Origin of the sequence: Pseudomonas sp. WS 5411 (assembly GCF_012985595.1) — a bacterium.
Classification (GTDB): Bacteria; Pseudomonadota; Gammaproteobacteria; order Pseudomonadales; family Pseudomonadaceae; genus Aquipseudomonas; species Aquipseudomonas shahriarae.
Genome location: NZ_JAARMC010000012.1, coordinates 95,896 through 119,902, shown reverse-complemented (window position 1 = coordinate 119,902; position 24,007 = coordinate 95,896). Strand labels below are relative to the sequence as shown.

Annotated in this window: 25 protein-coding genes and 1 pseudogene; 14 read left to right on the top strand and 12 right to left on the bottom strand. The window is 62.3% G+C overall.

The features are described from left to right. Positions 1 to 26 precede the first annotated feature (26 nt). Entirely contained in the window at positions 27 to 785 is a 759-nt protein-coding gene (locus tag HBR93_RS17695; RefSeq protein WP_169960756.1) for an alpha/beta fold hydrolase, read from the bottom strand. A gap of 312 nt (positions 786 to 1,097) precedes the next feature. Here HBR93_RS17695 and HBR93_RS17690 point away from each other — a divergent pair, with 312 nt between their 5' ends. Next, positions 1,098 to 1,649, top strand: coding sequence for an RNA polymerase factor sigma-70 (locus HBR93_RS17690; protein WP_029298131.1), 552 nt, complete (start codon positions 1,098 to 1,100; stop codon positions 1,647 to 1,649). A 160-nt stretch (positions 1,650 to 1,809) separates the two neighbouring features. On the opposite strand, the gene HBR93_RS17685 is transcribed toward HBR93_RS17690, so the two are convergent. From HBR93_RS17685 to HBR93_RS17675, 3 genes are all read right to left on the bottom strand, one after another. After that, entirely contained in the window at positions 1,810 to 2,823 is a 1,014-nt protein-coding gene (locus tag HBR93_RS17685) for a GNAT family N-acetyltransferase (RefSeq protein WP_169960755.1), read from the bottom strand. An 81-nt stretch (positions 2,824 to 2,904) separates the two neighbouring features. Next, a complete protein-coding gene (locus tag HBR93_RS17680) occupies positions 2,905 to 3,702 on the bottom strand; it encodes a transporter substrate-binding domain-containing protein (protein WP_169960754.1) in 798 nt (265 codons plus the stop codon). Positions 3,703 to 3,801: 99 nt separating this feature from the next. Then, positions 3,802 to 4,425: a TetR/AcrR family transcriptional regulator gene (locus tag HBR93_RS17675; RefSeq protein WP_057439148.1), complete on the bottom strand. Its 624-nt coding sequence runs from the start codon at positions 4,423 to 4,425 to the stop codon at positions 3,802 to 3,804. Between the two features lie 157 nt (positions 4,426 to 4,582). On the opposite strand from HBR93_RS17675, the gene HBR93_RS17670 reads away from it, so the two are divergent. The 8 genes from HBR93_RS17670 to HBR93_RS17635 all read left to right on the top strand — a co-directional run bounded on the left by HBR93_RS17670 (position 4,583) and on the right by HBR93_RS17635 (position 13,836). Further along, positions 4,583 to 6,361 carry an acyclic terpene utilization AtuA family protein gene (locus HBR93_RS17670; protein WP_169960753.1) on the top strand — a complete coding sequence of 593 codons (1,779 nt, stop codon included), beginning with the start codon at positions 4,583 to 4,585 and terminating at the stop codon, positions 6,359 to 6,361. Positions 6,362 to 6,373: 12 nt separating this feature from the next. Beyond that, positions 6,374 to 7,246 (top strand): SDR family oxidoreductase, encoded by an 873-nt coding sequence (locus HBR93_RS17665; RefSeq protein ID WP_057439149.1) that lies wholly within the window; start codon positions 6,374 to 6,376, stop codon positions 7,244 to 7,246. A gap of 3 nt (positions 7,247 to 7,249) precedes the next feature. After that, positions 7,250 to 8,866, top strand: a complete 1,617-nt coding sequence (gene atuC / locus HBR93_RS17660) for a geranyl-CoA carboxylase subunit beta (protein ID WP_169960752.1) — start codon at positions 7,250 to 7,252, stop codon at positions 8,864 to 8,866. A 20-nt stretch (positions 8,867 to 8,886) separates the two neighbouring features. Beyond that, positions 8,887 to 10,044 carry a citronellyl-CoA dehydrogenase gene (atuD, locus tag HBR93_RS17655; RefSeq protein WP_057439150.1) on the top strand — a complete coding sequence of 386 codons (1,158 nt, stop codon included), beginning with the start codon at positions 8,887 to 8,889 and terminating at the stop codon, positions 10,042 to 10,044. Further along, positions 10,041 to 10,823: an enoyl-CoA hydratase-related protein gene (locus HBR93_RS17650; RefSeq protein ID WP_115127864.1), complete on the top strand. Its 783-nt coding sequence runs from the start codon at positions 10,041 to 10,043 to the stop codon at positions 10,821 to 10,823. Before atuD ends, HBR93_RS17650 begins: the two co-directional genes overlap by 4 nt. A gap of 132 nt (positions 10,824 to 10,955) precedes the next feature. Next, complete coding sequence (locus HBR93_RS17645) at positions 10,956 to 12,890, top strand: acetyl/propionyl/methylcrotonyl-CoA carboxylase subunit alpha (protein WP_169960751.1); 1,935 nt, start codon at positions 10,956 to 10,958, stop codon at positions 12,888 to 12,890. A gap of 70 nt (positions 12,891 to 12,960) precedes the next feature. After that, positions 12,961 to 13,503 carry an exonuclease domain-containing protein gene (locus HBR93_RS17640; RefSeq protein ID WP_057439153.1) on the top strand — a complete coding sequence of 181 codons (543 nt, stop codon included), beginning with the start codon at positions 12,961 to 12,963 and terminating at the stop codon, positions 13,501 to 13,503. A gap of 48 nt (positions 13,504 to 13,551) precedes the next feature. Further along, on the top strand, positions 13,552 to 13,836 hold the full coding sequence (locus HBR93_RS17635; protein WP_032862771.1) for a pyrimidine/purine nucleoside phosphorylase: 285 nt from the start codon (positions 13,552 to 13,554) through the stop codon (positions 13,834 to 13,836). 63 nt (positions 13,837 to 13,899) lie between these two features. On the opposite strand, the gene HBR93_RS17630 is transcribed toward HBR93_RS17635, so the two are convergent. Both HBR93_RS17630 and HBR93_RS17625 read right to left on the bottom strand, forming a co-directional pair. Continuing rightward, a complete protein-coding gene (locus HBR93_RS17630; protein WP_057439154.1) occupies positions 13,900 to 14,706 on the bottom strand; it encodes an MOSC domain-containing protein in 807 nt (268 codons plus the stop codon). A gap of 105 nt (positions 14,707 to 14,811) precedes the next feature. Further along, positions 14,812 to 15,747, bottom strand: coding sequence for a chemotaxis protein CheV (locus tag HBR93_RS17625; RefSeq protein ID WP_057960227.1), 936 nt, complete (start codon positions 15,745 to 15,747; stop codon positions 14,812 to 14,814). Between the two features lie 554 nt (positions 15,748 to 16,301). Here HBR93_RS17625 and HBR93_RS17620 point away from each other — a divergent pair. The 3 genes from HBR93_RS17620 to HBR93_RS17610 all read left to right on the top strand — a co-directional run bounded on the left by HBR93_RS17620 (position 16,302) and on the right by HBR93_RS17610 (position 18,634). Next, complete coding sequence (locus tag HBR93_RS17620; RefSeq protein WP_057439155.1) at positions 16,302 to 16,751, top strand: hypothetical protein; 450 nt, start codon at positions 16,302 to 16,304, stop codon at positions 16,749 to 16,751. 333 nt (positions 16,752 to 17,084) lie between these two features. Continuing rightward, positions 17,085 to 17,978, top strand: a complete 894-nt coding sequence (locus HBR93_RS17615) for a sensor histidine kinase (protein ID WP_057439156.1) — start codon at positions 17,085 to 17,087, stop codon at positions 17,976 to 17,978. Continuing rightward, a complete protein-coding gene (locus HBR93_RS17610) occupies positions 17,975 to 18,634 on the top strand; it encodes a response regulator transcription factor (RefSeq protein ID WP_057439157.1) in 660 nt (219 codons plus the stop codon). Before HBR93_RS17615 ends, HBR93_RS17610 begins: the two co-directional genes overlap by 4 nt. On the opposite strand, the pseudogene yegS reads toward HBR93_RS17610, so the two are convergent. From yegS to moaB, 3 genes and pseudogenes are all read right to left on the bottom strand, one after another. After that, positions 18,596 to 19,520: pseudogene (gene yegS / locus HBR93_RS17605) on the bottom strand (lipid kinase YegS); the annotation flags it as partial. The gene HBR93_RS17610 and the pseudogene yegS sit on opposite strands and share 39 nt — an antisense overlap. An 87-nt stretch (positions 19,521 to 19,607) precedes the next feature. Then, positions 19,608 to 20,795 carry a gephyrin-like molybdotransferase Glp gene (gene glp, locus HBR93_RS17600; RefSeq protein WP_262377321.1) on the bottom strand — a complete coding sequence of 396 codons (1,188 nt, stop codon included), beginning with the start codon at positions 20,793 to 20,795 and terminating at the stop codon, positions 19,608 to 19,610. Positions 20,796 to 20,817: 22 nt separating this feature from the next. After that, entirely contained in the window at positions 20,818 to 21,357 is a 540-nt protein-coding gene (gene moaB / locus HBR93_RS17595) for a molybdenum cofactor biosynthesis protein B (RefSeq protein ID WP_029298095.1), read from the bottom strand. Positions 21,358 to 21,433: 76 nt separating this feature from the next. On the opposite strand from moaB, the gene mobA reads away from it, so the two are divergent. Both mobA and HBR93_RS17585 read left to right on the top strand, forming a co-directional pair. Continuing rightward, positions 21,434 to 22,036 carry a molybdenum cofactor guanylyltransferase MobA gene (mobA, locus tag HBR93_RS17590; protein ID WP_057439159.1) on the top strand — a complete coding sequence of 201 codons (603 nt, stop codon included), beginning with the start codon at positions 21,434 to 21,436 and terminating at the stop codon, positions 22,034 to 22,036. Positions 22,037 to 22,116: 80 nt separating this feature from the next. After that, complete coding sequence (locus HBR93_RS17585) at positions 22,117 to 22,338, top strand: YgdI/YgdR family lipoprotein (RefSeq protein ID WP_029298091.1); 222 nt, start codon at positions 22,117 to 22,119, stop codon at positions 22,336 to 22,338. Between the two features lie 68 nt (positions 22,339 to 22,406). Here the strand turns inward: HBR93_RS17585 and HBR93_RS17580 are convergent, their stop codons facing one another. The 3 genes from HBR93_RS17580 to HBR93_RS17570 form a co-directional block, all read right to left on the bottom strand. Next, positions 22,407 to 23,297 (bottom strand): pseudouridine synthase, encoded by an 891-nt coding sequence (locus HBR93_RS17580; protein ID WP_057439160.1) that lies wholly within the window; start codon positions 23,295 to 23,297, stop codon positions 22,407 to 22,409. A gap of 51 nt (positions 23,298 to 23,348) precedes the next feature. Further along, on the bottom strand, positions 23,349 to 23,684 hold the full coding sequence (locus tag HBR93_RS17575; protein ID WP_029298086.1) for a hypothetical protein: 336 nt from the start codon (positions 23,682 to 23,684) through the stop codon (positions 23,349 to 23,351). Between the two features lie 76 nt (positions 23,685 to 23,760). Continuing rightward, positions 23,761 to 23,997: a glutaredoxin family protein gene (locus HBR93_RS17570; protein ID WP_057439227.1), complete on the bottom strand. Its 237-nt coding sequence runs from the start codon at positions 23,995 to 23,997 to the stop codon at positions 23,761 to 23,763. Between the last annotated feature and the right edge of the window lie 10 nt (positions 23,998 to 24,007).

The following is a 24,007-nucleotide window of genomic DNA, read 5'->3' as shown; positions in this document are numbered from 1 at the left end:
GAGGGCATGGGCGCGCGGCGGCGTGTTCAGCCGGTCGCCAGGGCCGCCCGCCGTGCAGCGCTATGGCGCCAGCGGGTCAAGTGTTCGTCGGCGTAGCGGCGCAGGCAGCGCAACAGTGAGCTTTCCTGTTGCACCAGAAAGAAATGGTGCCCCTCGAACATGTCCAGGGAGAAACCACTGGCGGTGTCTTCCTGCCAGTCGAGCAATTCGTCGGCGCGCACGTCGTCCTGCTTGCCGCCAAACACATGGATCGGCATCGACAACGGCTCGCGCTCGCCGTACTGGAAACTGCCGCACAACAGGAAGTCGGCGCGCAGGATCGGCAGCGTCAATTGCATCAATTCGTGGTTGGTCAACGCGTCTTCGGGCGTGCCCTTGAGCTTGCGCAGGCGCTCGATCAGTTGGGTGTCGTCTTTTTCAATGGCGTATTCGCTGACATCCCGTCGCGCCGGGCCGGCGGTGGCCGAAGCAAACAGCGCCAGGGGTGCAGGCAGCCCGCGTTCGCGCAGGGCATGGGCCAGCTCGAAAGCCAGCAAACCGCCCAGGCTATGGCCAAACAAGGCGTAAGGGCCGTCGAGTTCGGCGCTGATCTCATCCGCCAACTGCGCGGCAAGCACCTTGATATCGCGCTGCAAGGGCTCGTCCATGCGCATGCCACGCCCCGGCAACTCCAGCGGGCGCACTTGCAACCACTCCGGCAGTGCCCGACGCCAGCGGCTGTAGAACATGGCGCTGGCGCCCGAATAGGGCAGGCAAAACAGGTGCAAGCGGGTCGACGTGCTCATCTCAGACCACCCCTGCCTGGATCGCTGGGTTCTCGCGATAGAAACGCATGTCGTCCTCCTCCGGGTGCAAATCCATGGCCGGCGTGTTGGCTGGCCTGTCACCAATGAGAACGGATGGCCCGGCAAAATAATTAGTCTGCCTGCCAGGGCCGGCACACAAAGAGAAGCGCCTCACAGTTTGTATTTCGGTATAAGATTAGTTCCACTTCTCATTTGACAATCATTATCATTAAGCATAATTTGTTGCCCGATGTGTAGGAGGCCTCAGCAGGGATGCCCTCCACTAACCATATTTGCAGCAAGGTGATTTCCATGACGGAACAAGTATCCACAAGCAGGTGCGATTCACCGTTACTCCAGGCGTTTGTCGATAATCGACTGATCCTGGTCAAGATCGCGGCGCGCATTACCGGCTGCCGTTCCCGTGCCGAAGACGTGGTGCAGGACGCCTACTTCAGACTGCAATCGGCCCCGCAGATCACCTCATCGTTCAAGGCTCAACTGAGCTACCTGTTCCAGATCGTGCGTAACCTGGCTATCGACCACTACCGTAAACAGGCCCTGGAACTGAAGTACTCCGGGACGGAAGAGGAAGGCTTGAATGTGGTTATTCATGGCGCTTCACCGGAAACCTCGCACATCAATTTTTCCACCCTGGAAAACATCGCCGACGCCCTGACCGAACTGCCCCAGCGCACGCGCTACGCGTTCGAGATGTACCGTCTGCATGGCGTGCCGCAAAAGGACATCGCCAAGGAACTGGGGGTGTCGCCAACGCTGGTCAACTTTATGATCCGTGATGCGTTGGTGCACTGCCGTAAGGTTTCGGGGACCCATAGCGATACGTTTGCCCGACGGGTCTGACCACCACGCCATTGCAATGAGGCATGAGCTTGTGTGGCAGCGGGCTTGCCCGCAATGGCATTGGATCAGCCAGTCAATCCAGTGGCTGACACACCGCTATCGCGGGCAAGCCCGCTCCCACACAAGCCCCCCACAGTTGATCTTCATTGCCCCCAAGGTCTCAGGCCAAGCCACACCGCTCAAAAAACCGCTCCCGCCCCAGCATCATCAGCGCCGCGCGCTTGTGGGGGAAATCGAACTCCTTCTCGCAGTGGAAACACTGGTTCTGCATATACCCAATCATCTTCGCGTTGTCGGCCCTGGGCTCCGCCACCACCCGCTGGGTGCGCGGGTCGTCGAGAAACAGGTAGTGCACCAACGCCGCCAGCCAACTGGCCACCTTGTGCGGCCCGCGGTGGTGCTCCTCCCCCACCAGCATATGGATGCCCCGATCGTAATCGTCCACCTCATAGAACGGCGCAATGCGATCCTCCCTGGCCCAATACGCCTCGAAATAGGCAAACGGCTCATCGTCGAAACAGCCGATCAGCGTCAAGGCATGTGGGTCAGCTGCAAGCTTCTCCAGATAGTCCCGATGCTGCTCCAGGCTGCCGCTTTCCTGCCAGAAACTGGCGACCCGCGCGCTGTTCTGCCAGCGATTGAAGCGGGCCAGGTCCACGTCGATCTCCAGCGTACGCAGTGAAATCCACGCGCCCAGGCGCGCGTCGAAACGTCGGTAGACTTCGCCGCACGGTTTGGGCGCACGCACCGGATGGCGCTTGCCATTGCTGAGGATCATTTGCTGCGGATAAGCGCCACTCACAGGCTGGCCCAACCACGGCTGTGGCAATTGCCAGAACAGAGTGCGCTCGCAACGGAACTGCCCTGCCACATCCGTGGCCAGCAGCAGGCCGCTGCGCAGGGCCTCGTCAGGGGCGTGTTCGAGGTGCCAGACCAGTTGCTGGCGCTCAGGCTCACGGGCAAACAGCCAGTAACAAGCGGCCCACAAGGCCTGCACCGACGGCACCTCACCGGGGCTTTGCAACTGCAGGTGCAGCTCTTCGCCGCGCGCCAGGCGCAGGCGCACCAGCGGCTGGCCAGCGAGAGTCAGGGTCAGGCGGCCATCGCTTTCGTCTGCGTTAAGGGCAGGCCCTGCCGGGAGTGGCAGGACTGACAAGTCTTGGGGATTGGGCATGGAGGGGGCTCACGATAATCGTCGACAGTTAGACGAAGTGACGTGAACCAGCAGCAAAAATTTAAGCGGGCGTTACCCGGATCAGGGTGCGTCAGCTACCGGCAGCACATCAATGCGGTACGGTTCGAAGATCTTCAACAGCTCGCCGCTGTCGCGCAGATCCTTGAGCAATGCGGCAAACGCCGGGCCGCTGATCGCCGCCTTGGGCCGCAGCAAGGCGTAGTGGTGGTACACCTGATCAATGCGCTCCGACACCAGGAACTGCCCGGCGGTGTCGGGATTGCGCACCATAAAGTCACTGAGGTAGGAACGCGTGACCAGGGCGATATCCGCGCGGCCACGGGTCACCATCAGCAAGTTGCTGTCATGGGAATAGGTCAAGGTGGCGTTGAACTGCGTGGCCATGGCCTTGGGGTCGGGGTTGAAGTTGGCGAAGGCGTAGTGATAACCGCTGAACACCGCGAGGCGCTTGCCCGCCAGATCGGTGAAATAGCCCTGGTCGCGGCCGGTCTGGCGCTGGGTGACGAATATCTCGGCGTCCTCCAGGCCCATGTCGACACTGGTATGGGGGATATCCTGCCAACCCCAATGCGGGTTCTCGAAGATGGCCATATCGACCCGGCCCTGCTGGAAATCACGAAAACGCCGGGGAATGGAGGTGGGTACCAGCACAAACTGGTACTCGCGCTGCGCACGGTTCAGCGCCTCCAGCAATTGCGGGAGCAGCCCGCTGTCGGCGCCCTGCTCCGGGCGCACCGTATACGGTGGAAAATGCGCAGCACCGACCCGTACCAATTGGGCCGCCGAAACCTGCGCCTGCCACAAGGTGCCCATTGCCAATACTGTTAATCCTGCAGCCAGCCGCAATGGCGAAAACATCAGGCACGCACCGTTCAAAATCTGGATCTCGCTAAGCTAGGCGTTTTTGTCTGGGGAGACAACTTCCGGCCCGACAATTAAATCGCTTGCTTTACCCGCCTAATCCGCCTTCAGCACCAGCAGCAATGCTTCATCGGCCAATTGCTCGAGGGTCATGCTGCCCTGGGCGCGGAACCAGGTCGTGGTCCACGACAGCGCCCCGGTCAGGAAACGCCGAGTGATAAATACATCACCCTTGATATACCCAGCCTGCTTGGCCTCCCCCAATACCTGCAACCAGATCTCTTCGTAGACATCGCGCAATGCCAGCACCTGGGCCTGCCCTTCTGCCGACAGCGAACGCCATTCATACACCAGCACCGCCATGGCCTCGCCGCTGCCGCCCATGATCGACTGCAACTCACAGCGAATCAGCGCCAGCACCCGTTCGCGCACGCTGCTCGCCTCGGCCAGGGAGGCGCGCATCATCGCGGTGTTGTAATGGATGGTTTCTTCCATCACCGCCCGCAGGATTTCATCCTTGCTCTTGAAGTGGTGGAAAATGCTGCCGGACTGGATTCCCACCGCACTGGCCAGGTCGCGCACGGTGGTGCGTTCATAGCCCTTGTTGCGAAACAGGTGAGCCGCGGTCTGCAGCAGCTTGCCCCGGGCGCTGTCGGGGTCGGTCAGTTGCCCGCCGTCCACCATGGTGCGCATCACCTCCAGGGCTTTTTGCTCATCCATGCTGCTCTCCTCAACTACTTTGATTGCGTCATGGCCGGCAATTTAGGCCGTGGCAGCCACCCAAGCAAGCGCTTGGGCATAAGTTGTGTACGCAGTTTACAAACCAAGCGCTTGCTTGGTAGTCTCGACCCAGCGATTTTGCAGAGAAGGACGTCCCATGAACAAGACCGTTCGTATCGGCTGCGCCAGTGCATTCTGGGGCGACACCTGCACCGCCGCCGCGCAGTTGGTGCAAGGCGGCGCGCTGGACTACCTGGTGTTCGACTACCTGGCCGAAGTCACCCTGTCGATCCTCGCCGGGGCGCGCATGAAAGACCCCCAGGCCGGCTACGCCCCGGATTTCGTCGAAGTCCTGGCGCCGTTGCTCGGTGATATCCAGCGCCAGGGCATCCGGGTGATCAGCAACGCCGGCGGCATCCACCCCCAGGCCTGCGCCGCCGCCTTGCAGGCCGCCTGCGACCAGGCCGGGGTGCCGCTGAAAATCGCCGTAGTGCTGGGCGATGACCTGCAACCGCAGTTCAAACAACTGCAGGGCATCAGCGATATGTTCAGCGGCGCGCCTTTGCCGGCGATGTGCGTGTCGACCAATGCCTACCTCGGCGCGCCGGGCATCGTCCAGGCCCTGCAACTGGGCGCCGATATCGTTATTACCGGGCGCGTGGTGGACAGCGCAGTGGTCAGCGCGGCCCTGGTGCATGAATTCAACTGGGGGTGGCAGGACTACGACCACCTGGCCCAGGCCGCACTGGCCGGGCATATCATCGAATGTGGCGCGCAGTGCACCGGCGGCAATTTCACCGATTGGCGCGAGGTGCCGGACTACGAGCACATCGGTTTCCCGATTGTCGAGGTCAGTGCCGACGGCCAGTTCACCGTCAGCAAAGTGCCGGGCACAGGCGGCCTGATCAGCGAACTGAGCGTCGCCGAACAACTGCTGTATGAGATCGGCGACCCACGCGCCTACCTGCTGCCGGATGTGATCTGCGACTTCAGCCAGGTCACGCTGGAGCAACAAGGCGAAAACCGCGTGCGTCTGCGCGGTGCCAGAGGGCTAGCACCCACCGACCAGTACAAAGTCAGTGCCACCTACCCCGACGGTTTCCGCTGTACCGCCAGTTGCCTGCTGGCCGGCATCGACGCGGTGGCCAAGGCCGAACGGGTCGGCCAGGCGATCATCAACAAGACCTCGCAGTTGTTCAGCCAGCGCGGCTGGGCACCCTATACCGAGGTCAGCATCGAGTTGCTCGGCAGTGAGGCCACCTACGGCGCCCATGCCCAGCGCCAGGACTGTCGCGAAGTGGTGCTCAAGCTGGCGGTGCGTCACCCAAGCAAACAGGCCCTGGTGCTGTTCGCCCGGGAAATCGCCCAGGCGGCCACCGGCATGACGCCGGGCCTGACCGGCATTGTCGGCGGCAGGCCCACGGTGTATCCACTGATCCGCCTGTTTTCGTTCCTGATCGACAAAAGCGCGTGCCGCCTGAGCGTCGACTTCCAGGGGCAATCCCACCCTTGCGAACTGCCTGCCACGGCCGCCCTGAGCACGCCCCACGCGCCCCTCGACCCGCCCAAACCCGAAGGCCACGCCGAGGCCAGTGTGCCTCTGGTCAAGCTGGCCGTGGCGCGCTCCGGGGACAAGGGTAATCACAGCAATATTGGCGTAATCGCGCGCCAGCCCGAATACCTGCCATGGATTGCCGAAGCACTGACCCCAGAGGTGATCGTCGACTGGATGAGCCATGTACTCGACCCACTGCACGGGCGCGTCGAGCGCTGGTACCTGCCGGGCAGCCACAGCCTCAACTTCCTCCTCGAAAACGCCCTGGGCGGCGGCGGTATCGCCAGCCTGCGCATCGACCCACAAGGCAAGGCTTTCGCCCAGCAACTGCTGGAAATCCCGATTGCCGTGCCCCGCCACATCGCCGATCAACTCACCTAAGGGACTCTCGCCGTGGCCTTCGACTCGATCTTCAAAGCCGACCTGTTCCAGGGGCAGACCCTTATCGTCACCGGTGGCGGCAGCGGCATTGGCCGTTGCACCGCCCATGAACTGGCGGCACTCGGCGCCCATGTGGTGCTGGTGGGGCGCAAGCCGGAAAAGCTGCAACGGGTCACCCAGGAAATTACCGAAGACGGCGGCCACGCCAGCTGGCACGCCTGTGATATCCGCGATGAAGAAGCGGTGAAGGCGCTGGTCAGCCAGATCATCGAGGCACACGGGCCGATCCAGGGTCTGGTGAACAATGCCGGCGGCCAATACCCCTCGCCCCTGGCGTCGATCAATCAAAAAGGCTTTGAAACCGTGCTGCGCACCAACCTGGTGGGCGGTTTCCTGATGGCGCGGGAAGTGTTCAATCAGTCAATGAGCAAGCACGGCGGTGCCATCGTCAACATGCTGGCCGACATGTGGGGCGGCATGCCCGGCATGGGCCACTCGGGCGCAGCGCGCGCGGGGATGGACAACTTCACCAAGACCGCCGCGTTCGAATGGGGTTACGCCGGGGTGCGGGTCAACGCAGTGGCGCCGGGCTGGATCGCCTCCAGTGGCATGGACACCTACGAAGGCGCGTTCAAGGCGGTGATCCCGACCTTGCGCGAGCATGTGCCCCTCAAGCGCATTGGCACCGAATCGGAAGTCAGTGCGGCGATTGTGTTCCTGCTCAGCCCCGCCGCCGCATTCGTCAGCGGCAGCACCTTGCGCATCGACGGCGCCGCCAGCCTGGGCAGCCGCGCCTGGCCGCTGCACAAGGCGCAGCCGCCGAGCCCGTCGTTCAATGGTTTTCACCGCGCCTACCTGCCGGATGTGCTCAAGGAGGGCCAATAAACCATGCCGGTCATCGACTCCCTACTCGACACCCACAGCCCGCAGTTCGCACAGAACCGCGAGGCCATGCTCACCGCCATCCATCATCTGCGCCAACTGGAACAGAACCTGTTGGACAAGGCCGCCGAGGCCAAGGGCAAGTTCGACAAACGCGGCCAACTGCTGCCCCGTGAGCGCCTCAACCTGTTGCTCGACCCCGGTGCGCCCTTCCTCGAACTGGCAAGCCTGGCCGGTTACAAGCTGCACGACGACAAGGATGGCAGCGCGGCCGGCGGCGGGCTGATTGCCGGTATCGGCTATGTCAGCGGCGTGCGCCTGCTGGTGGTGGCCAACAACAGCGCAATCAAGGGCGGGACGATTTCCCCCAGCGGCTTAAAAAAATCCCTGCGCCTGCAACAGATCGCCATGGAGAACAAACTGCCGGTGGTGACCCTGGCCGAAAGCGGCGGCGCCAATCTTAATTACGCGGCGGAGATTTTCGTCGAAGGCGCGCGCAGCTTCGCCAACCAGGCGCGGATGTCAGCCATGGGCCTGCCGCAGATCACCGTGGTGCACGGCTCGGCCACCGCCGGCGGTGCCTATCAGCCGGGGCTTTCGGATTACGTGGTGGTGGTGCGCGGCAAGGCCAAGCTGTTCCTGGCCGGCCCGCCGCTGCTCAAGGCCGCCACCGGCGAAGTGGCGACGGACGAGGAACTGGGCGGCGCCCAGATGCATGCGCAAACCGCCGGCACCGCCGAATACCTGGCGGAAAATGACGCCGACGGCGTGCGCATCGTGCGCGAGATTGTCAGCCTGCTGCCCTGGGACGACCGGCTGCCACCCCAGCCGGCGCGGGCCTATACAGAGCCGCTGTATCCGATTGAAGAGCTGCTGGGCCTGATCCCCTCGGACCCGAAAAAGCCCTATGACGTACGGGAAATCATCGCGCGTATCGCCGATGGCTCCAACTTCCTGGAGTTCAAGGGCGAGTTCGATCCCCACACCGTCTGCGGCCACCTGCACATCCAGGGACGGGCCTGCGGGTTTATCGGCAACAACGGCCCGATCACGCCCAAGGGCGCGAGCAAGGCCGCGCAATTTATCCAGCTGTGCGACCAGAGCCAGACGCCGCTGCTGTTTTTCCACAACACCACCGGCTTTATGGTGGGCACCGAATCCGAGCAACAAGGCGTGATCAAGCACGGCGCGAAGATGATCCAGGCGGTGGCCAATGCCCGGGTGCCCAAGCTCACGGTGGTGGTCGGCGGTTCCTACGGCGCCGGCAACTATGCGATGTGCGGCCGTGGCCTGGACCCACGCTTTATCTTCGCCTGGCCCAACAGCCGCACCGCCGTGATGGGCGGCGCCCAGGCCGGCAAGGTGCTGCGCATTGTCACCGAGGCCAAGCAGTTGAAAGACGGCCTGGTGCCCGACCCCAAGGTGCTCGACATGCTCGAACACGTCACCGCGCAGAAACTCGATAGCCAGTCCACGGCCCTGTATGGCAGTGCCAACCTGTGGGACGACGGGCTGATTGACCCGCGGGACACCCGCACGCTGCTGGGCTACCTGCTGGATATCTGCCAGCAAGCCCAGGTGCGCCAATTGCAACCCAACAGCTTTGGCGCCGCGCGCTTTTAACGATCAGGAGAACAATAAAAATGATCTTCACCCAGGAACACGAAGAGCTGCGCCGTACCGTACGGGGTTTTGTCGAGCGCGAGATCAACCCCCACGTCGACGAATGGGAAAAAGCCGGGCGCTTTCCCATCCACGAGATCTTCCGCAAGGCCGGCGATCTCGGTCTGCTGGGTATTTCCAAGCCGGAGAAGTTCGGCGGCATGGGTCTGGACTACAGCTACTCGATTGTCGCCGCCGAAGAATTCGGCACCATCCGCTGCGGCGGCATCCCGATGTCCATCGGCGTGCAGACTGATATGTGCACCCCGGCCCTCGCACGTTTTGGCTCCGATGAACTGCGCGACGAATTCCTGCGCCCGGCCATCAGCGGCGAACAGGTGGGTTGCATCGGCGTCTCGGAAACCGGCGCTGGCTCCGACGTGGCCGGCTTGAAAACCCACGCCCGCAAGGACGGCGACGACTACGTGATCAACGGCAGCAAGATGTGGATCACCAACTCCCCCAGCGCCGACTTTATCTGCCTGCTGGCCAACACCTCGGACGGCAAGCCGCATATCAACAAGTCACTGATCATGGTGCCGATGAACACCCCCGGGATCAGCGTCAGCCCTCCCCTGGAAAAGCTCGGCATGCACAGCTCGGAAACCGCCCAGGTGTTTTTCGATGATGTGCGTATCCCACAGCGCAACCGCATCGGCCACGAAGGCGCGGGCTTCATGATGCAGATGCTGCAGTTCCAGGAAGAACGGCTGTTTGGCGCGGCCAATATGATCAAGGGCCTGGAGGCCTGCGTCGACAGCACCATCGCCTACTGCAAGGAGCGCCAGACCTTCGGCAAGGCCCTGATCGACAACCAGGTGATCCACTTTCGCCTGGCCGAGCTGTCCACCGAGATCGAGTGCCTACGCGCCCTGGTCTACCAGGCCACCGAGCAATACCTCAAGGGCCAGGACGTGACGCGGCTGGCCTCAATGGCCAAGCTCAAGGCCGGGCGCCTGGGCCGCGAAGTCAGCGACAGCTGCCTGCAGTACTGGGGCGGCATGGGCTTTATGTGGGACAACCCGGTGGCCCGTGCCTATCGTGATGTGCGCCTGGTGTCGATTGGCGGCGGCGCCGACGAGATCATGCTGGGGATCATCTGCAAACTGATGGGTACGCTGCCGGGGAAAAAGTCGTGAACGCCTGTGAAACCTTGCTGCTGGAGCCGCACAACGGCGTGCTGCACATCACCCTCAACCGCCCGCAGAACCGCAATGCCATGAGCGTGCAGATGGTCAGCGAACTGCGCGCCGTGCTGACGGATGTCGCCCGTGACGAGCAGGTGCGGGCATTGGTGATCAGTGGCGCTGGCGGACACTTCTGTGCGGGCGGCGATGTTAAGGACATGAGCCGCGCAGGCAGCCGCGAAGGCTTGCGTGATTTGAACCGGGTGTTTGGCGCGCTGTTGCAAGAAGTCGAAGCCCTGCCCCAGGTGGTGATTGTGGTGTTGCAGGGCGCGGTGCTGGGCGGCGGTTTTGGCCTGGCGTGTGTCAGCGACATCGCCATTGCCGACCACCAGGCACAGTTCGGCTTGCCGGAAACCAGCCTCGGCGTGCTGCCGGCGCAGATCGCGCCGTTTGTGGTGCGGCGCATCGGCCTGACCCAGGCCCGGCGCCTGGCGTTGACCGCAGCGCGGTTTGACGGGGTCGAGGCGCAGCGCCTGGGGGTGGTGCATTTTGTCGAGCATGACCCCCAAGGATTGGCGCAGCGCCTGGATGAGGTGTTGGGGCAGGTATTGCGCTGTGCACCGCGCGCCAATGCGCGAACCAAGGCGTTGTTGCTCCAGAGCCTGGATCAGCCGTTGGAGCTGCTGCTGGATCAGGCTGCCGATTGGTTTGCCGAGGCGGTGACCGGGGAAGAAGGCATTGAGGGGACGCGGGCGTTTGTCGAGAAACGCAAGGCCAGGTGGGTGAGTTGATCTTGAAAACGCCACATCCCCTGTAGGAGCTGGCTTGCCTGCGATGCGGGCACCTGGGTCTGTCAGGGATACCGAGGTGATGCAATCGCAGGCAAGCCAGCGCCTGCGCAACCAATCAAACAGGGACCCAAAATGCCCAGTTTCAATAAAATACTGATCGCCAACCGCGGCGAAATCGCCTGCCGAATCCAGCGCACCGCCCAAGCCCTGGGCTACCGCACCGTGGCGGTCTATAGCGCAGCCGACGCCAACGCCCTGCACGTACAAATGGCCGACGAAGCGGTGAACATCGGCCCCGCCCCGGTGCAACAGTCCTACCTGAACATCCCGGCGATCCTCTATGCCGCACGCCTGACCGGCGCCGATGCGATCCACCCCGGCTACGGCTTTCTCTCGGAGAACCCCGAGTTCGCCAAGGCCTGCATTGCCGCCGGCCTGGTATTTATCGGCCCCAGCGCCGACGCCATCGAGTTGATGGGCAGCAAGCGCCTGTCAAAAATCGCCATGCTCGACGCCGGGGTGCCGTGCATCGCCGGCTACCAGGGCAGCGCGCAAGACGACGCCACCCTGCAGAGCGAAGCCGAGCGCATCGGCTACCCGCTGATGATCAAGGCCAGTGCCGGCGGCGGCGGACGCGGCATGCGCCTGGTACACGCGCCGGCGCAGTTGCTCGAACAACTGCACACCGCACGCTCCGAGGCCCTGAATGCCTTTGGCAGCGACGAACTGATTCTGGAGCAGGCGCTGATCGAACCGCGCCATGTGGAAATCCAGCTGTTCGGCGATGCCCACGGCAACCTGATCTACCTGGGCGAACGTGATTGCTCGGTCCAGCGCCGCCATCAGAAGGTCATCGAAGAAGCACCCTGCCCGGTCATGACTACCGAACTGCGCCAGGCCATGGGCGAAGCGGCGCTCAAGGCCGGACGCGCAGTGGCGTATGTCGGCGCGGGCACTGTGGAGTTCCTGCTGGACCGGAGCGGGCGGTTCTATTTCCTGGAAATGAACACCCGCCTGCAGGTGGAGCACCCGGTCACCGAACTGATCACCGGCCTGGACCTGGTGGACTGGCAACTGCAAATCGCCGCCGGCCAGCCCCTGCCCTTGCGCCAGGACCAGGTGACGCTGAGCGGGCATGCCATGGAAGTGCGCCTATACGCCGAAGACCCGGCCCAGGGTTTCTTGCCACAAACTGGCGAGGTGTTGCGCTGGGAGCCGGCAGCCGGGGTGCGGGTCGATCATGGATTGCAAGCCCCGCAGCGCATCAGCCCGTTTTATGATCCGATGCTGGGCAAGATCATCGCCCATGGCGCTACCCGCGAAGAGGCACGGCGCAAGCTGCTGCGGGCGGTGCAGGACTGCGTGCTGCTGGGGATCCCCAGCAATCAGCGGTTACTGGTGGACCTGCTGGGGCATGCGCAATTTGTCGCGGCGGATTTCAGCACCGGATTTATTGCCGAACACTTCAGTGATATTGCCCGCCCTGCCGTCAGCGAAGAAGACCTGGCTCTGGCCGCCGCCCTGTTTTATCGGCACAGCGCGGCAGTGCATGGCCCGGCCCTGGCAGGCTGGCGCAACAATGCCAGCGTGCCCTGGACCTACCGCCTGGGCGTCGATGAGCACCGCCATGAGGTCAGCGCCCGCTTACTGGCGGAGGATCATCTGCAAGTCGGCAACATCGACATCCACCTCCTCGACAGCGACGGACGCTGGGCCAGCCTGGTGATCAACGGCATTCGGCGGCGGATTGCCTATCACCTGCAAGGCTCCCAGCTCTGGCTGTTGAATGCCGGCACCAGCCTGTGCGTGAGCAACCAGACGCAAACCGTGGCCAGTCGTGAAGCGCCCGTCAGCAGCGGCACGGTCAAGGCGCCGATGGACGGTGCCATTACCCTGCTGCAGGTGCGCGAAGGGGATGTGGTGAGCAAGGGCCAACTGCTGCTGGTGCTCGAAGCGATGAAAATGGAGCATCCGCTCAAAGCGGGCATCGACGGGGTGGTCAAGGCCATTCACGTCAGCGCCGGTGATCAAGTGCGCAATCGCCAGGTATTGCTGCAGATCGAGTAGCCCTGGGCGGAACTACCAGGCTTGGCTACGCTCTATCCCCATCAGAAAGGGATGAGTACGGGAACCTGCGATGCCTCATTGGCTGATTATTGATCTTGAAGCCACAACGGATGACGGCGGCTGGCCCGTGTCGGAGATGGAAATCATCGAAATCGGCGTGAGCCTGGTCAACCGCCAGGGCCGCGAGCTGGACCATTTCCAGCGCTTCGTGCGGCCCTTGCGCCGCCCGTTGTTGACGCCGTTCTGCCGCCAGCTGACGCACATCAGCCAGGCCAGTATCGACAGCGCAGCGCCCTTGACCGAGGTCTGGCCGCTGTTCGAACGCTGGCTGGGCCAGCATCATCCGCGCCTGGAAGGCTGGGCCAGCTGGGGCGACTATGATCGCCAGCAACTGGAGCTGGAGTGGCAGCGCCATGGCCTGGCCAGCGCGCTAAGCCAGACACCCCATGTGAACCTCAAGCAACGCTTCGCCAAGGCCCGACGCCTGGACAAGCCGTTGGGGCTCAATGGCGCCTTGCAACTGGCGGGCATGCAGTTCAACGGCCAGCAACACCGGGCACTGGAAGATGCGCGCAATACCGCACGTTTGCTGCCGTTGATTTTGCCCGTGTAGAAGGCATACTGGCCGACCTTTCTTGCCCCTTTTTTCGAGGATTCGCCCATGTTCAAAGTCAATGAGTACTTCGACGGCACCGTCAAGTCGATCGCCTTCGGCACCCCTGAAGGTCCGGCGACCATCGGCGTGATGGCTCCGGGTGAATACGAATTCGGCACGGCCCAGCGTGAAATCATGCACGTGGTCTCGGGCGCGCTCACCGTCAAGTTGCCAGGCAGCGACGCGTGGGAAACCTTCGCCGCCGGCAGCCAGTTCAATGTGCCTGCCGACAGCAAGTTCCAGCTCAAGGTGGCCGTGGACACTGCCTACCTCTGCGAATACCGCGGCTAAGCTTTTCCCGCGCACAAAAAAATGCCCGCCTCCCAAGAGGCGGGCATTTTTCATGGGCGACAGTTATTCGAGGATCGTCACCGGCATGCCGACTTCCAGGCGGCCCGCGCCGTCATTGACCAGGTTCTGGCCGAACATCACGCCATCGGGCTGTTTGCGGTAGGTTTCCAGGGTCGCCAGCGGCTGGCGATCGGCACTGCGCTCCCCGGTCGCCGGGTCGATGGTGGTGAGGATGCACCGCGAGCAGGACTTGACCACCCGGAACTCCACCTCACCAATGCGCACGCGCTTCCAGCCATCCTCGGCAAAAGCCTCGCTGCCTTCGATCACCAGGTTGGGGCGAAAGCGCAGCATTTCCATGGGCCGGCCGACGCGTTGCGACAAGTCGTCGAGAGACGCCTGGCCTATCAGCAACAAGGGGAAACCGTCGGCGAACGCCACCTGGTCATCGTCCTTGCCGTAGCCGGCCGCCGTGGTGCGCGCGCGCTCCAGCGGGACTTGCACCAAACGTGTCGGTTTGCCGATGAACTGGCTGACCCAATCGGCGGCCTCTGCACCGGCGTCCGGGACCCGCAGGGTGTCGCGCCAGATGGTGACACCGCGCAGCTCGGCATCCGCGCCGGGCAACGCCACATCCAGGGTGGGCAGGCCTGCAGCGCTCAAGGTCAGGCCACCGGCGGCATTCCATAACGCCGACAGCTGGCTCATCTGCGCCACGGCACGCTGGGTCAGGAATCGCCCGCTGGCCTCGTCCACCAGCATCCAGCGTCGGTCCCCGTCCAGCCCGAGTTTATCCAGGCCGATATGCGACAAGGTCTCTGCCTTGCCCGACTTCAAGGGGTACCGATACAACGCGCTGAGACGAAGCATGAGCGTGGGTTCCTGTGAGCAAAAGCGTCACCCTATACGAGCACGCCGACAGAATCAAAATTTCCCCAGTCCGGCAATTAGAGGCCCCCTCGTCACAGGCCGGAATCAGGCCGGCACTTCGTCCAGCATCAGGCGCTGGCGCACCACATCCACCAACTTGTCGGGCTGGAATTTGGAGAGGAAGTTGTCGCAACCGACCTTCTTCACCATCGAGTCGTTGAAGCTGCCCGACAAGGATGTGTGCAGCACCACATAGAGGCCGCGCAGGCGCGGGTCGTTGCGGATCTCGGTAGTCAGGCGGTAGCCGTCCATCTCGGGCATTTCGGCGTCGGTGAAGATCATCAACAGCTTGTCGGTCATTACCTGGCCGCTGTCCGCCCATGCCTTGAGCATGTTCAAGGCCTTGAGGCCGTCACTGGCGATATGCATCTTCACCCCCAGTTGCCCCAGGGTGTCGCGCAGTTGCGACAAGGCCACGTTGGAGTCATCCACCAACAGCACTTCGCGACCACGGGCACGTTCGAGCACCGGATCCTCGAGTTTTTCCCGGGAGACCTTGGCGTTGTAGGGCACGATCTCGGCGAGGACTTTTTCCACGTCGATGATTTCCACCAACTGCTCATCCACCTTGCTGATGGCCGTGAGGTAGTGCTGGCGGCCGGCGCTCGCCGGCGGTGGCAGGATCGACTCCCAGGTCATGTTGACGATGCGGTCGACGCCGCCCACCAGGAACGCCTGTACCGAGCGGTTGTACTCGGTAACGATAATGGTGCTGTTGGGCCCCGGTACCAGCGGACGCATGCCAATGGCCTGGGACAGGTCGATCACCGGCAGGGTCTGGCCGCGCAGGTTGACCACGCCGCAGACAAACGGGTGACGCTGGGGCATCAGGGTCAGCTTGGGCAACTGCAGGACTTCCTGCACCTTGAACACGTTGATTGCGAACAACTGGCGCCCTGCCAGGCGAAACATAAGGATCTCCAGGCGATTCTCACCCACCAATTGCGTGCGTTGATCTACCGTGTCGAGAATGCCAGCCATTGAAGACTCCTGGGGTGTGCTGAAAGATTTGCTGCTTACTGGAGAAAGATATCGGCAGACAGTGCCAAACCTTGACCCCCCGGTAAAATGCCACGTAAATGCATTGATGTCACACTGACATCATGCTTTACTGGCCTCACCTTACCGTCCGGTCGTCAAGCCACGCCGCAGGACCCTCAAACGGGCATAAGGTTCCACCGCGTAAGGGATTCCCCTAGTCGCAATCAGGTCCAACCTGATATTCCCGATATCCAATAGCCATTAATGTGACGCCATTCTCATTGCATGAACGGAGTCAGGCTTTTGTTTGCTATCGCAAGCCCACGGCCCAAGGGCCCTCCAGGCATTAACGCCTGGGCAATCGAAGTAATGCGAATGCCTCTGGTTGTTTCCACTGCAAGCAGCGCCAGCAGTCGCGACGCTGGTCATTCAAATAAAAGTACTACTCAAAATTCAGAAATGAACTACAGATCTCGGTCATATTTCGGCGCTAGTTTTAAGCCGTTGCTCCGGTATTACATCTCATTGTCTGACCGTACGTTGTGGAGACTTTCATGATGAACGACGGTAAAGAGTGGCAAGACGCACTTCCCGAGTTCCTCCTGGAGGCAGAAATGCTGCTGGCCAAGTCTGAGGAATGCCTGAGCCATCTGCATTTGATCCGCAACGATAACGATGCCATCGACTGCATGAAGAACAGCCTGGTCAAATTGGCGGAAAAGGCCGATGCCATGGCGCTGGAAGCCATTGGCAGCTTTTCCCGGCATATCCAGGACCTGATCAGCAACGCCCAAAGCCCGATGCAGCTTCACGATGCGGCACTTGCAGCCCTGCATGACTGCCTGACGCTGCTGGCCTGGCAACTGGAACTGATCGACATCAAGACCGGCAAACTGAGCCTGGATGACGCCGAGCAAACCACGTTGATTGAAACGGTTGTCCAGCAGATCCCCCAGAAGGATGTTGGCGCTCACCATCGCCACTCCATGCCCTACGCTTCCTGAACCTGCCGTGCGGTTAACCAGGCCGCCGGCGGGCGCCCAACTAATACCCGTCAAATATTTAGCCAGCCAACTATCAATAACCCAATATGGGTAATAGCGATACAAAACAAAATTAATAGTACAACTAGACACCGCTGAACTAAGCCTTGTAGCAGGCGACCAACGGTAATTGTTGGTGGTACTATTAGCGCGCTCGAAGTGGCTGCCCGTGAAGACGTAATAAATCTGAGAAGCGCCTCGAACCAACACTAAACCCAATCGCTTTCCAAACAGAGCCCGGCCAGCGGTCATGACCGGTCTACCCGCAGCGAACACCCATCGGCTCCATCTGCTATGTACGCCAGCCCCAAGTCACTCATCACCAGGTTCGTCCTCTCGGGCAATACCCGTTGGATCACCCTGGGTCTTTGCCTGTGCGCGACTCTGGTCAGCCTCTGGGTCTATGCCCACAAAGCACCGCTGCCGCTGTTTTTGCTGTTGCTCAACCTCGCCGCCCTGACCGCCGCCGGCCTGCAGCGTTGGCGCTCGCGCAAGTCGATCAAGTTCCAGCCCCAGGAATTGGCCGACCGCCTGCTGCAAGTCCAGGAAAACGAGCGCCATCGTCTCAGCCGCGAGCTGCATGACGATATCGGCCAACTGCTGACCGCTGCCAAACTGCAAAGCGACTGGCTGCAACGCCGCTCGCCGGCAGAGTTGCAGGACCAGTGCGGCGTACTGTGCAACACCCTCAACGAAACCCTGGCCAAGGTGCGGGACGTATCGGCCATTCTCAATCCCCGGCAACTGACCAGCCTGGGCCTGGAGGCGAGCCTGCGCGCGCACCTGCTCAAGACCCTGGCAAACACCCCGGTGCATTGGAGCCTGGAATGCCAGCAACGCCTGACCGGGATTCCCGAAGAGATGGCGGTGGCGGCCTTTCGTATCACCCAGGAAGCCGTGACGAACATGTTGCGCCATGCCCAGGCGCGCAACCTGCTGGTGCGCCTGCAACGTTTGCCACAGGGGTTGTCGCTGTTTATCAGCGATGACGGCCGGGGGTTCTCCCCCGCCACCGACCCGGCCCTTGCGGGGCAACGGGGCATGTCAGGCATGTGCGAGCGCATTGATCAACTGGGCGGCATGCTGACGGTCAATAGCCAACCCGGCTTTGGCACGCGAATCGAAGCGCTGTTCCCCTGGGCGCCCCGTACCCTCGAACGGGCCAATTCCCCTGAGGTTTTAGAGTGACCTGCAATTTACTGCTGGTAGATGACCACGCCCTGATCCGCGCGGGTGTGCGCGCACTGATCCTGGATATCCCCGGCTATGCGGTGATTGGCGAGGCCACCGACGGCGCGCAGGTACTCGCACAATTCAATGCCCTGCAGCCCGATATCGTCCTGCTGGACCTGTCGATGAAGCACACCAGCGGCCTGGATGCGTTGCAGCAACTCAAGCACGCCTACCCCAAGAGCAAAGTGCTGATCCTGTCGATGCACACCGACCCGCAATTGATCATGCGTGCCCTGGAGGCAGGCGCCCACGGCTACCTGCTCAAGGACACCACCGCCAACGAGCTGGAACATGCGCTGCTGGCACTGCGCAACAACGAGCGCTACCTGAGCCCGGCCATCGCCCACACCGTGATCAACCAGGCCTTGATCCACAGCCAGTCCCACCCGGAGGCGCCCGTGCAGCGCCACAACCTGACGGCGCGCCAGCTGGAAATCCTGCGCCTGATCGTACGCGGCAAATCCACCCGGGAAATCGCCCACGGCCTGGGCCTGAGCATCAAGACTGTGGAAGCTCACCGCTCGCAGATCATGAAGCGCCTGCAGATTTTTGATGTGGCCGGCCTGGTCCTGTTCGCCGTGCGCGAACAGATCATCAGCCTGGACGATTAGCCAGCAACGGTGAATCCACCGGCAAGTGCACCTGCAAGGCCTTGGGCAAGGCGCTGAAGCGTAGGTCACTGCCCTTGAGCGGTTCGCCATCCAGGTTGATATCCAGTCCTTCGGCCACCTTGATTTCCACCCACGGCAGGCGTGCCCGCACAAACAGGTTGTCCAGGCCCCAGCCGTCGGTCATCAGGCTGCGCAAGGTGCCGACCACTTCCTGAGGCGCCGGCAGGATGCTGATATCCAGCAAGCCATCATCGGCCATTGCCCCCGGGCACAGCTCGTGCCCGCCACCGGCCTGGCGACCGTTGCCGATGCCCAGGGCCAGTAACTCGCCGCGCCAGTGAAAGTCCGGCCCCACCAGCTCCCCATAAGCCGCCCGCAACTCGCTGAAACGCGACAAACCGGTAAACAGATAGGCCGCACCGCCCAGCACCTTTTTCAGATCCTCGGAAGTGTTGGCCGTAACCTGGCTGCCAAAACCGCCGGTGGCCATATTGAGAAACACCTGCCCGCCAACCTCCCCCAGGTCGATAGCGCGCGGCGCAACGTCCAGCAGCGCCAGGGCCTCACGCGGCTCCAACGGCACGCCGGCCGCACGGGCGAAGTCATTGGCAGTGCCCAGGGGCATCAGCACCAGGCTCGCGTCGGTCTTGGCGCGGGCCATGGCCTCGGCCACATCACGCAGCGTGCCGTCGCCGCCGCCCGCGATCAGGCGTGTGTAGCCGGCATCCAGGGCTTCACCCACCAGGCGTTGGGCATCGCCACCCTCCCAGGTGACGCGCACCGCCAGCTCCCACCCCTGCTCGCGCTTGCCTTGCACTGCCGCCCGCACGTCTTCGTTGAGGGCTTGCTTGCCGTGCAGAATCAACAGTGCCTTGGGTTTACTCATGGGGTGAAGCTCCTATTGTTGGAGGGGACCTGAGGGATGTTGACCTTCGGCAGTCAGAAAAAAGCCATTGGGCTGTAAATAAATTCTTCAGCCCAACACTTCACTCAGGGGAATGAAATTCACCCGATCACCGATGGCCAAGGTGCTGCCCTCCACGACTTCCACCAAACCCTCGGCCCAGGCGGCACTGCGCAATACACCGGAACTCTGGTTCGGGTAGATCACCGCCCGTCCTTGCTCCAGGCGCCCGCGCAGGTATTCGCGACGGTTGCCCGGCTTGGCCCACACGAACCCTGCCGGCACCTCGAAACGCAACGGCTGCACCACCGCGACACCCTGACGGCGCAACAGATACGGGCGCGCCAGCAAGGCGAACGTAACCAGGGTGGACGCCGGATTCCCCGGCAGGCCGATCACCGGTACGCCGCGGAAATGACCGAATGTCAAAGGTTTGCCAGGCTTGATCGCCAGCTTCCACAAGGCCAGCTCACCCTCCTCGCGCAATGCGATACCGAGGAAATCCGCTTCCCCCACCGAGACTCCACCGGTAGACAGGATCAAGTCCACCGAACCCAGTGCGCCCAGGCGGGTGCGGGTCAATTCCAGGTCATCGGGCAAGATACCGGCGTCGATCACCTCGCAGCCCAGGCGTTGCAACCAACTGCACAACACCCGCCGGTTGCTGTTGTAGATCTGTCCCGGCCCCAGTGGCAGGCCCGGTTCGATCAACTCGTCGCCCGTAGACAGCACCGCCACACGCACGCGGCGCACCACCGCCAACCGGTCGCGCCCCAGGGACGCCGCCAGGCCCAGTTCAATCGGGCCGAGCCGTGTACCGGCAGCCAGGACTTCCTCACCGACTGTAGTCTCCTGCCCCTTGGGTCGGATGTTTTGCCCTACGCGCAGCGCCTGGGTAAAGCTCACGCGCTGATCGGATTGCAGCTCGGCGTTTTCCTGCATTTCCACGCAGTCGGCCCCGTCGGGTACCGGAGCGCCGGTGAAGATCCGCGCACAGGTACCCGCCGCCAAGGGCTCAGGGGCCTGGCCGGCGAAAATACGCTGGCTCACCCGCAGCGGCTCGCCGGTCCAATCGGCAGCGCGCAGGGCGTAGCCGTCCATGGCGCTGTTGGGCCACGGCGGCAGGTCGAGGGTGGAAACCAATGCCTCGGCCAATACACGCCCATCGCACGCGGCCAATGGCAGGTGTTCCTGCTCACGGATCGGCGCGGCCTCGGCCATGTTCAGCAGCCGTTCCAGGGCTTCTTCCACCGGCATCAGGGCGCCGGTCTTGCCCGGCTTATCCACGGGATTCACACGGCTCGGCCAGCTTGAGGTGCGGCACAAAATTGCATGGGCGATGGCGGGCATCCAGCTGTTCGGCGAGAATCCCGTCCCAACCGGTACGCACCGCATTGGTGGAACCCGGCAGGCAGCACACCAGGGTGCCATTGGCCAGGCCGGCCAGGGCACGGGACTGCACGGTAGAGGTGCCGATATCGGCGACCGAAATCTGCCGGAACAGCTCGCCAAAGCCGTCCACTTGCTTGTCCAGCAAGCAACTGACCGCTTCGGGGGTGCTGTCACGGCCAGTGAAGCCGGTGCCACCGGTAATCAGCACCACTTGCACCACATCCTCGGCAATCCAGTGGGCGACTTGCGCACGGATTTTGTAGAGGTCATCTTTGAGCAATACCCGTTCGGCCAGGCGATGCCCAGCAGCGAGCAGGCGGTCAACAAAGACCTGCCCGGAGGTGTCGGTTTCCAGGGTGCGGGTGTCGCTGACGGTCAGTACAGCAATATTAAGAGGTACGAAAGGCGCATCAGCCTTGGCTTTCATGGCTCGGTCCGGTTGTCGAAGGAACAGCCCGATGTTATATCACAGCCCCCTATTTCACTGCCGCTGCGGAGCCGTCATGCCACTCAATTCTTCGCCCCTGCCCTGCTCGATCCTGTTGCTGGCCGGCGGTCGCGGCCAGCGCATGGGCGGCCTGGACAAGGGGCTGCTCGACTGGCACGGGCAGCCGCTGATTGCTCACCTGCACCAACTGGTGCGGCCGTTGACCGACGACCTGATCATCTCCTGCAACCGCAACCAGGCGCAGTACGCCCCGTACGGCGACCAGTTGGTGAGCGACGACAGTCCTGACTTCCCGGGCCCCTTGGCCGGTATCCGCGCCGGCCTGGCCGCCGCGCGCCATGAACATCTATTGATCTTGCCCTGCGATGTGCCGCATATCGACGGGCAACTGCTGGCAGACCTGCTCGAAACCGCGCGGCAGCACCCCCAGGTGCCGGTGATGATCCGCCACGGGGCGTTCTGGGAGCCTTTGCTCTGCGTCATACCGACGCGCCTGCGCGACGCGGTGGAGGACGCCTGGCTGGCTGCAGAGCGCAGCCCGCGCCAGATCCTGCTGAAACTGGGGGCGCAGGCGCTCGATTGCGCCGAGAACGACCCGCGCCTGGCCAACCTCAATACACCAGAGTTGTTGCACCCACGCCCCGGCGTGTCAGAATGAGCGCTAGACAAGGAACTTTGCCGACGTTGCATACGTCACAAGGTCAGAACTCAACACAGTATTACTCTCGGAGAAGACTCATGACCCAACGGACCATCGCCGCTCTCATGCTTGCACTGGGCCTTGCTACCCTCGCCGGTTGCGCCTCGCCTACAGTGATCACCCTGAATGACGGTCGCGAAATCCAGGCTGTCGATACCCCTAAATTCGATCAGGATTCGGGCTTCTACGAATTCGAACAACTGGATGGCAAGCGTACCCGCATCAACAAGGATCAGGTTCGCACCGTTAAAGACCTGTAAGTCTTAACGCCAGATACAACAAAGCCCGCTCTTAAGCGGGCTTTGTTGTATCTGGCGCATGGGAAACATCACCACTCAAGCACGATCCGGCTGCTGAAGTCGCGCTGCTCGCCGGTCACCGGGTCGATAAACCGTACGCCCTGGGCCAGCAACTTGAGCGGGTTGGCGTAGTCATCCACGGCATCCTTGATGACCTCGGGATAAAACGGGTCATTGCAGATGCTCGCCCCCAGTGCCGTCATATGCACGCGCAGTTGATGCTTCTTGCCTGTCACTGGAAACAGACCATAGCGCCATAGGTCGCCATTCTTCTCGCGCACCTGCACCGCCGTTTCCGTGTTGCTTGCACCAGGCCCTTCCTGCATGCGGAAGAACGGTTCGCCCTCCACCAGGCGACTCTTGTGCACCAGCGGGAATGTCAGCGCGGGCAAGGCCGGGGCAATGGCTTCGTAGAACTTATCAATCTGGCGGGTGGGGAACAGTTGTTGATACGCCGAGCGGCTTTGCGGGTTGGCAGAGAACAGCACCAGCCCGGCAGTATGGCGATCAATGCGATGCAGCGGCACCAGCGACGGGTTATCCAGGCGGCGGATCAGGCGGCGCAGTAAAGTCTGCTCGACATATTCGCCGGCGGGCGTCACTGGCAGGAAGTGTGGTTTGTCGGCCACCACCAGATGCTCATCGGCATACAGGATGGACTCCTGCACCGGGATCGGCTTCTCATCCGGCACTTCGCGAAAGTAGTGGATGCGCAAACCTTCCTTGTAGGCCAGATCCACGGCGATGGGCTGGCCATTGCCATCCAGCACCCGGCCACGGGCGATGCGGTCCAGCCACTGCTCGCGGCCGATGGCGCGAAAGTGCTCGCACAGGCAGTCGAGCACCGTCGCCCAGGGCCCAGGCGGCAGGTACAGCGTACTGGCTTGGTTCTGGGCAGCGGAAAAACCGGTATCGGACATGCGTACACTCAAGGGCCTGGAAATACTAAGGGGGCATTATCCCCCAGAATCTCAAGCCCTGACCAATTCGGCCCGCAGCACCGGCGAGGCACTGGCAGCCTCGGTAAACTCCTTGAGCCAACGCAGGACGTCCACCGCTTCCCAGCGGCCGGGATCGTACAGCGCATACAGCAAGCCCTGATACCCGACCACATCCAACTGCTTGTGATAACCGGCGCGCTGGAACAAGGCTTCGATTTCGGCAAAGCAGGTATTGAAATGCACTTTGTTGAACGGCGTCTTGCCTTCCGTGACCAGGCCATCGAGCCGCAGCTCATTCACCGCATCGCGTACGATATCGACGGACATGCGGTTGACGCTGCTTTTCAGTTGTTCGACATTCACCACGGGCGTTCCCTCTCACTCAAATCGCTGTACAAACATACAGTAACCGAATAATCAGCAACCTGCCACGGGATTAGCGCTAACTTAAAAAGGCGACCACCTGTTCAGTTTCGAACGGCCAGCCCAGTTCCGCCCCGGTATCCACCCGGCGCAGCACCGGAATACTTAGGCCATAGGCTTCAAACAGCTCTTGCGAATCGGCGATATCCACCAACTCGACCAACAGCCCGCATTCGACCAACGGCATGATTTCAGCTTCCGCAAGCTCACACAGATGGCAGCCCAGGGTGCCGAACAACTGGCATTCAGGAGGCATGGCGAACAGA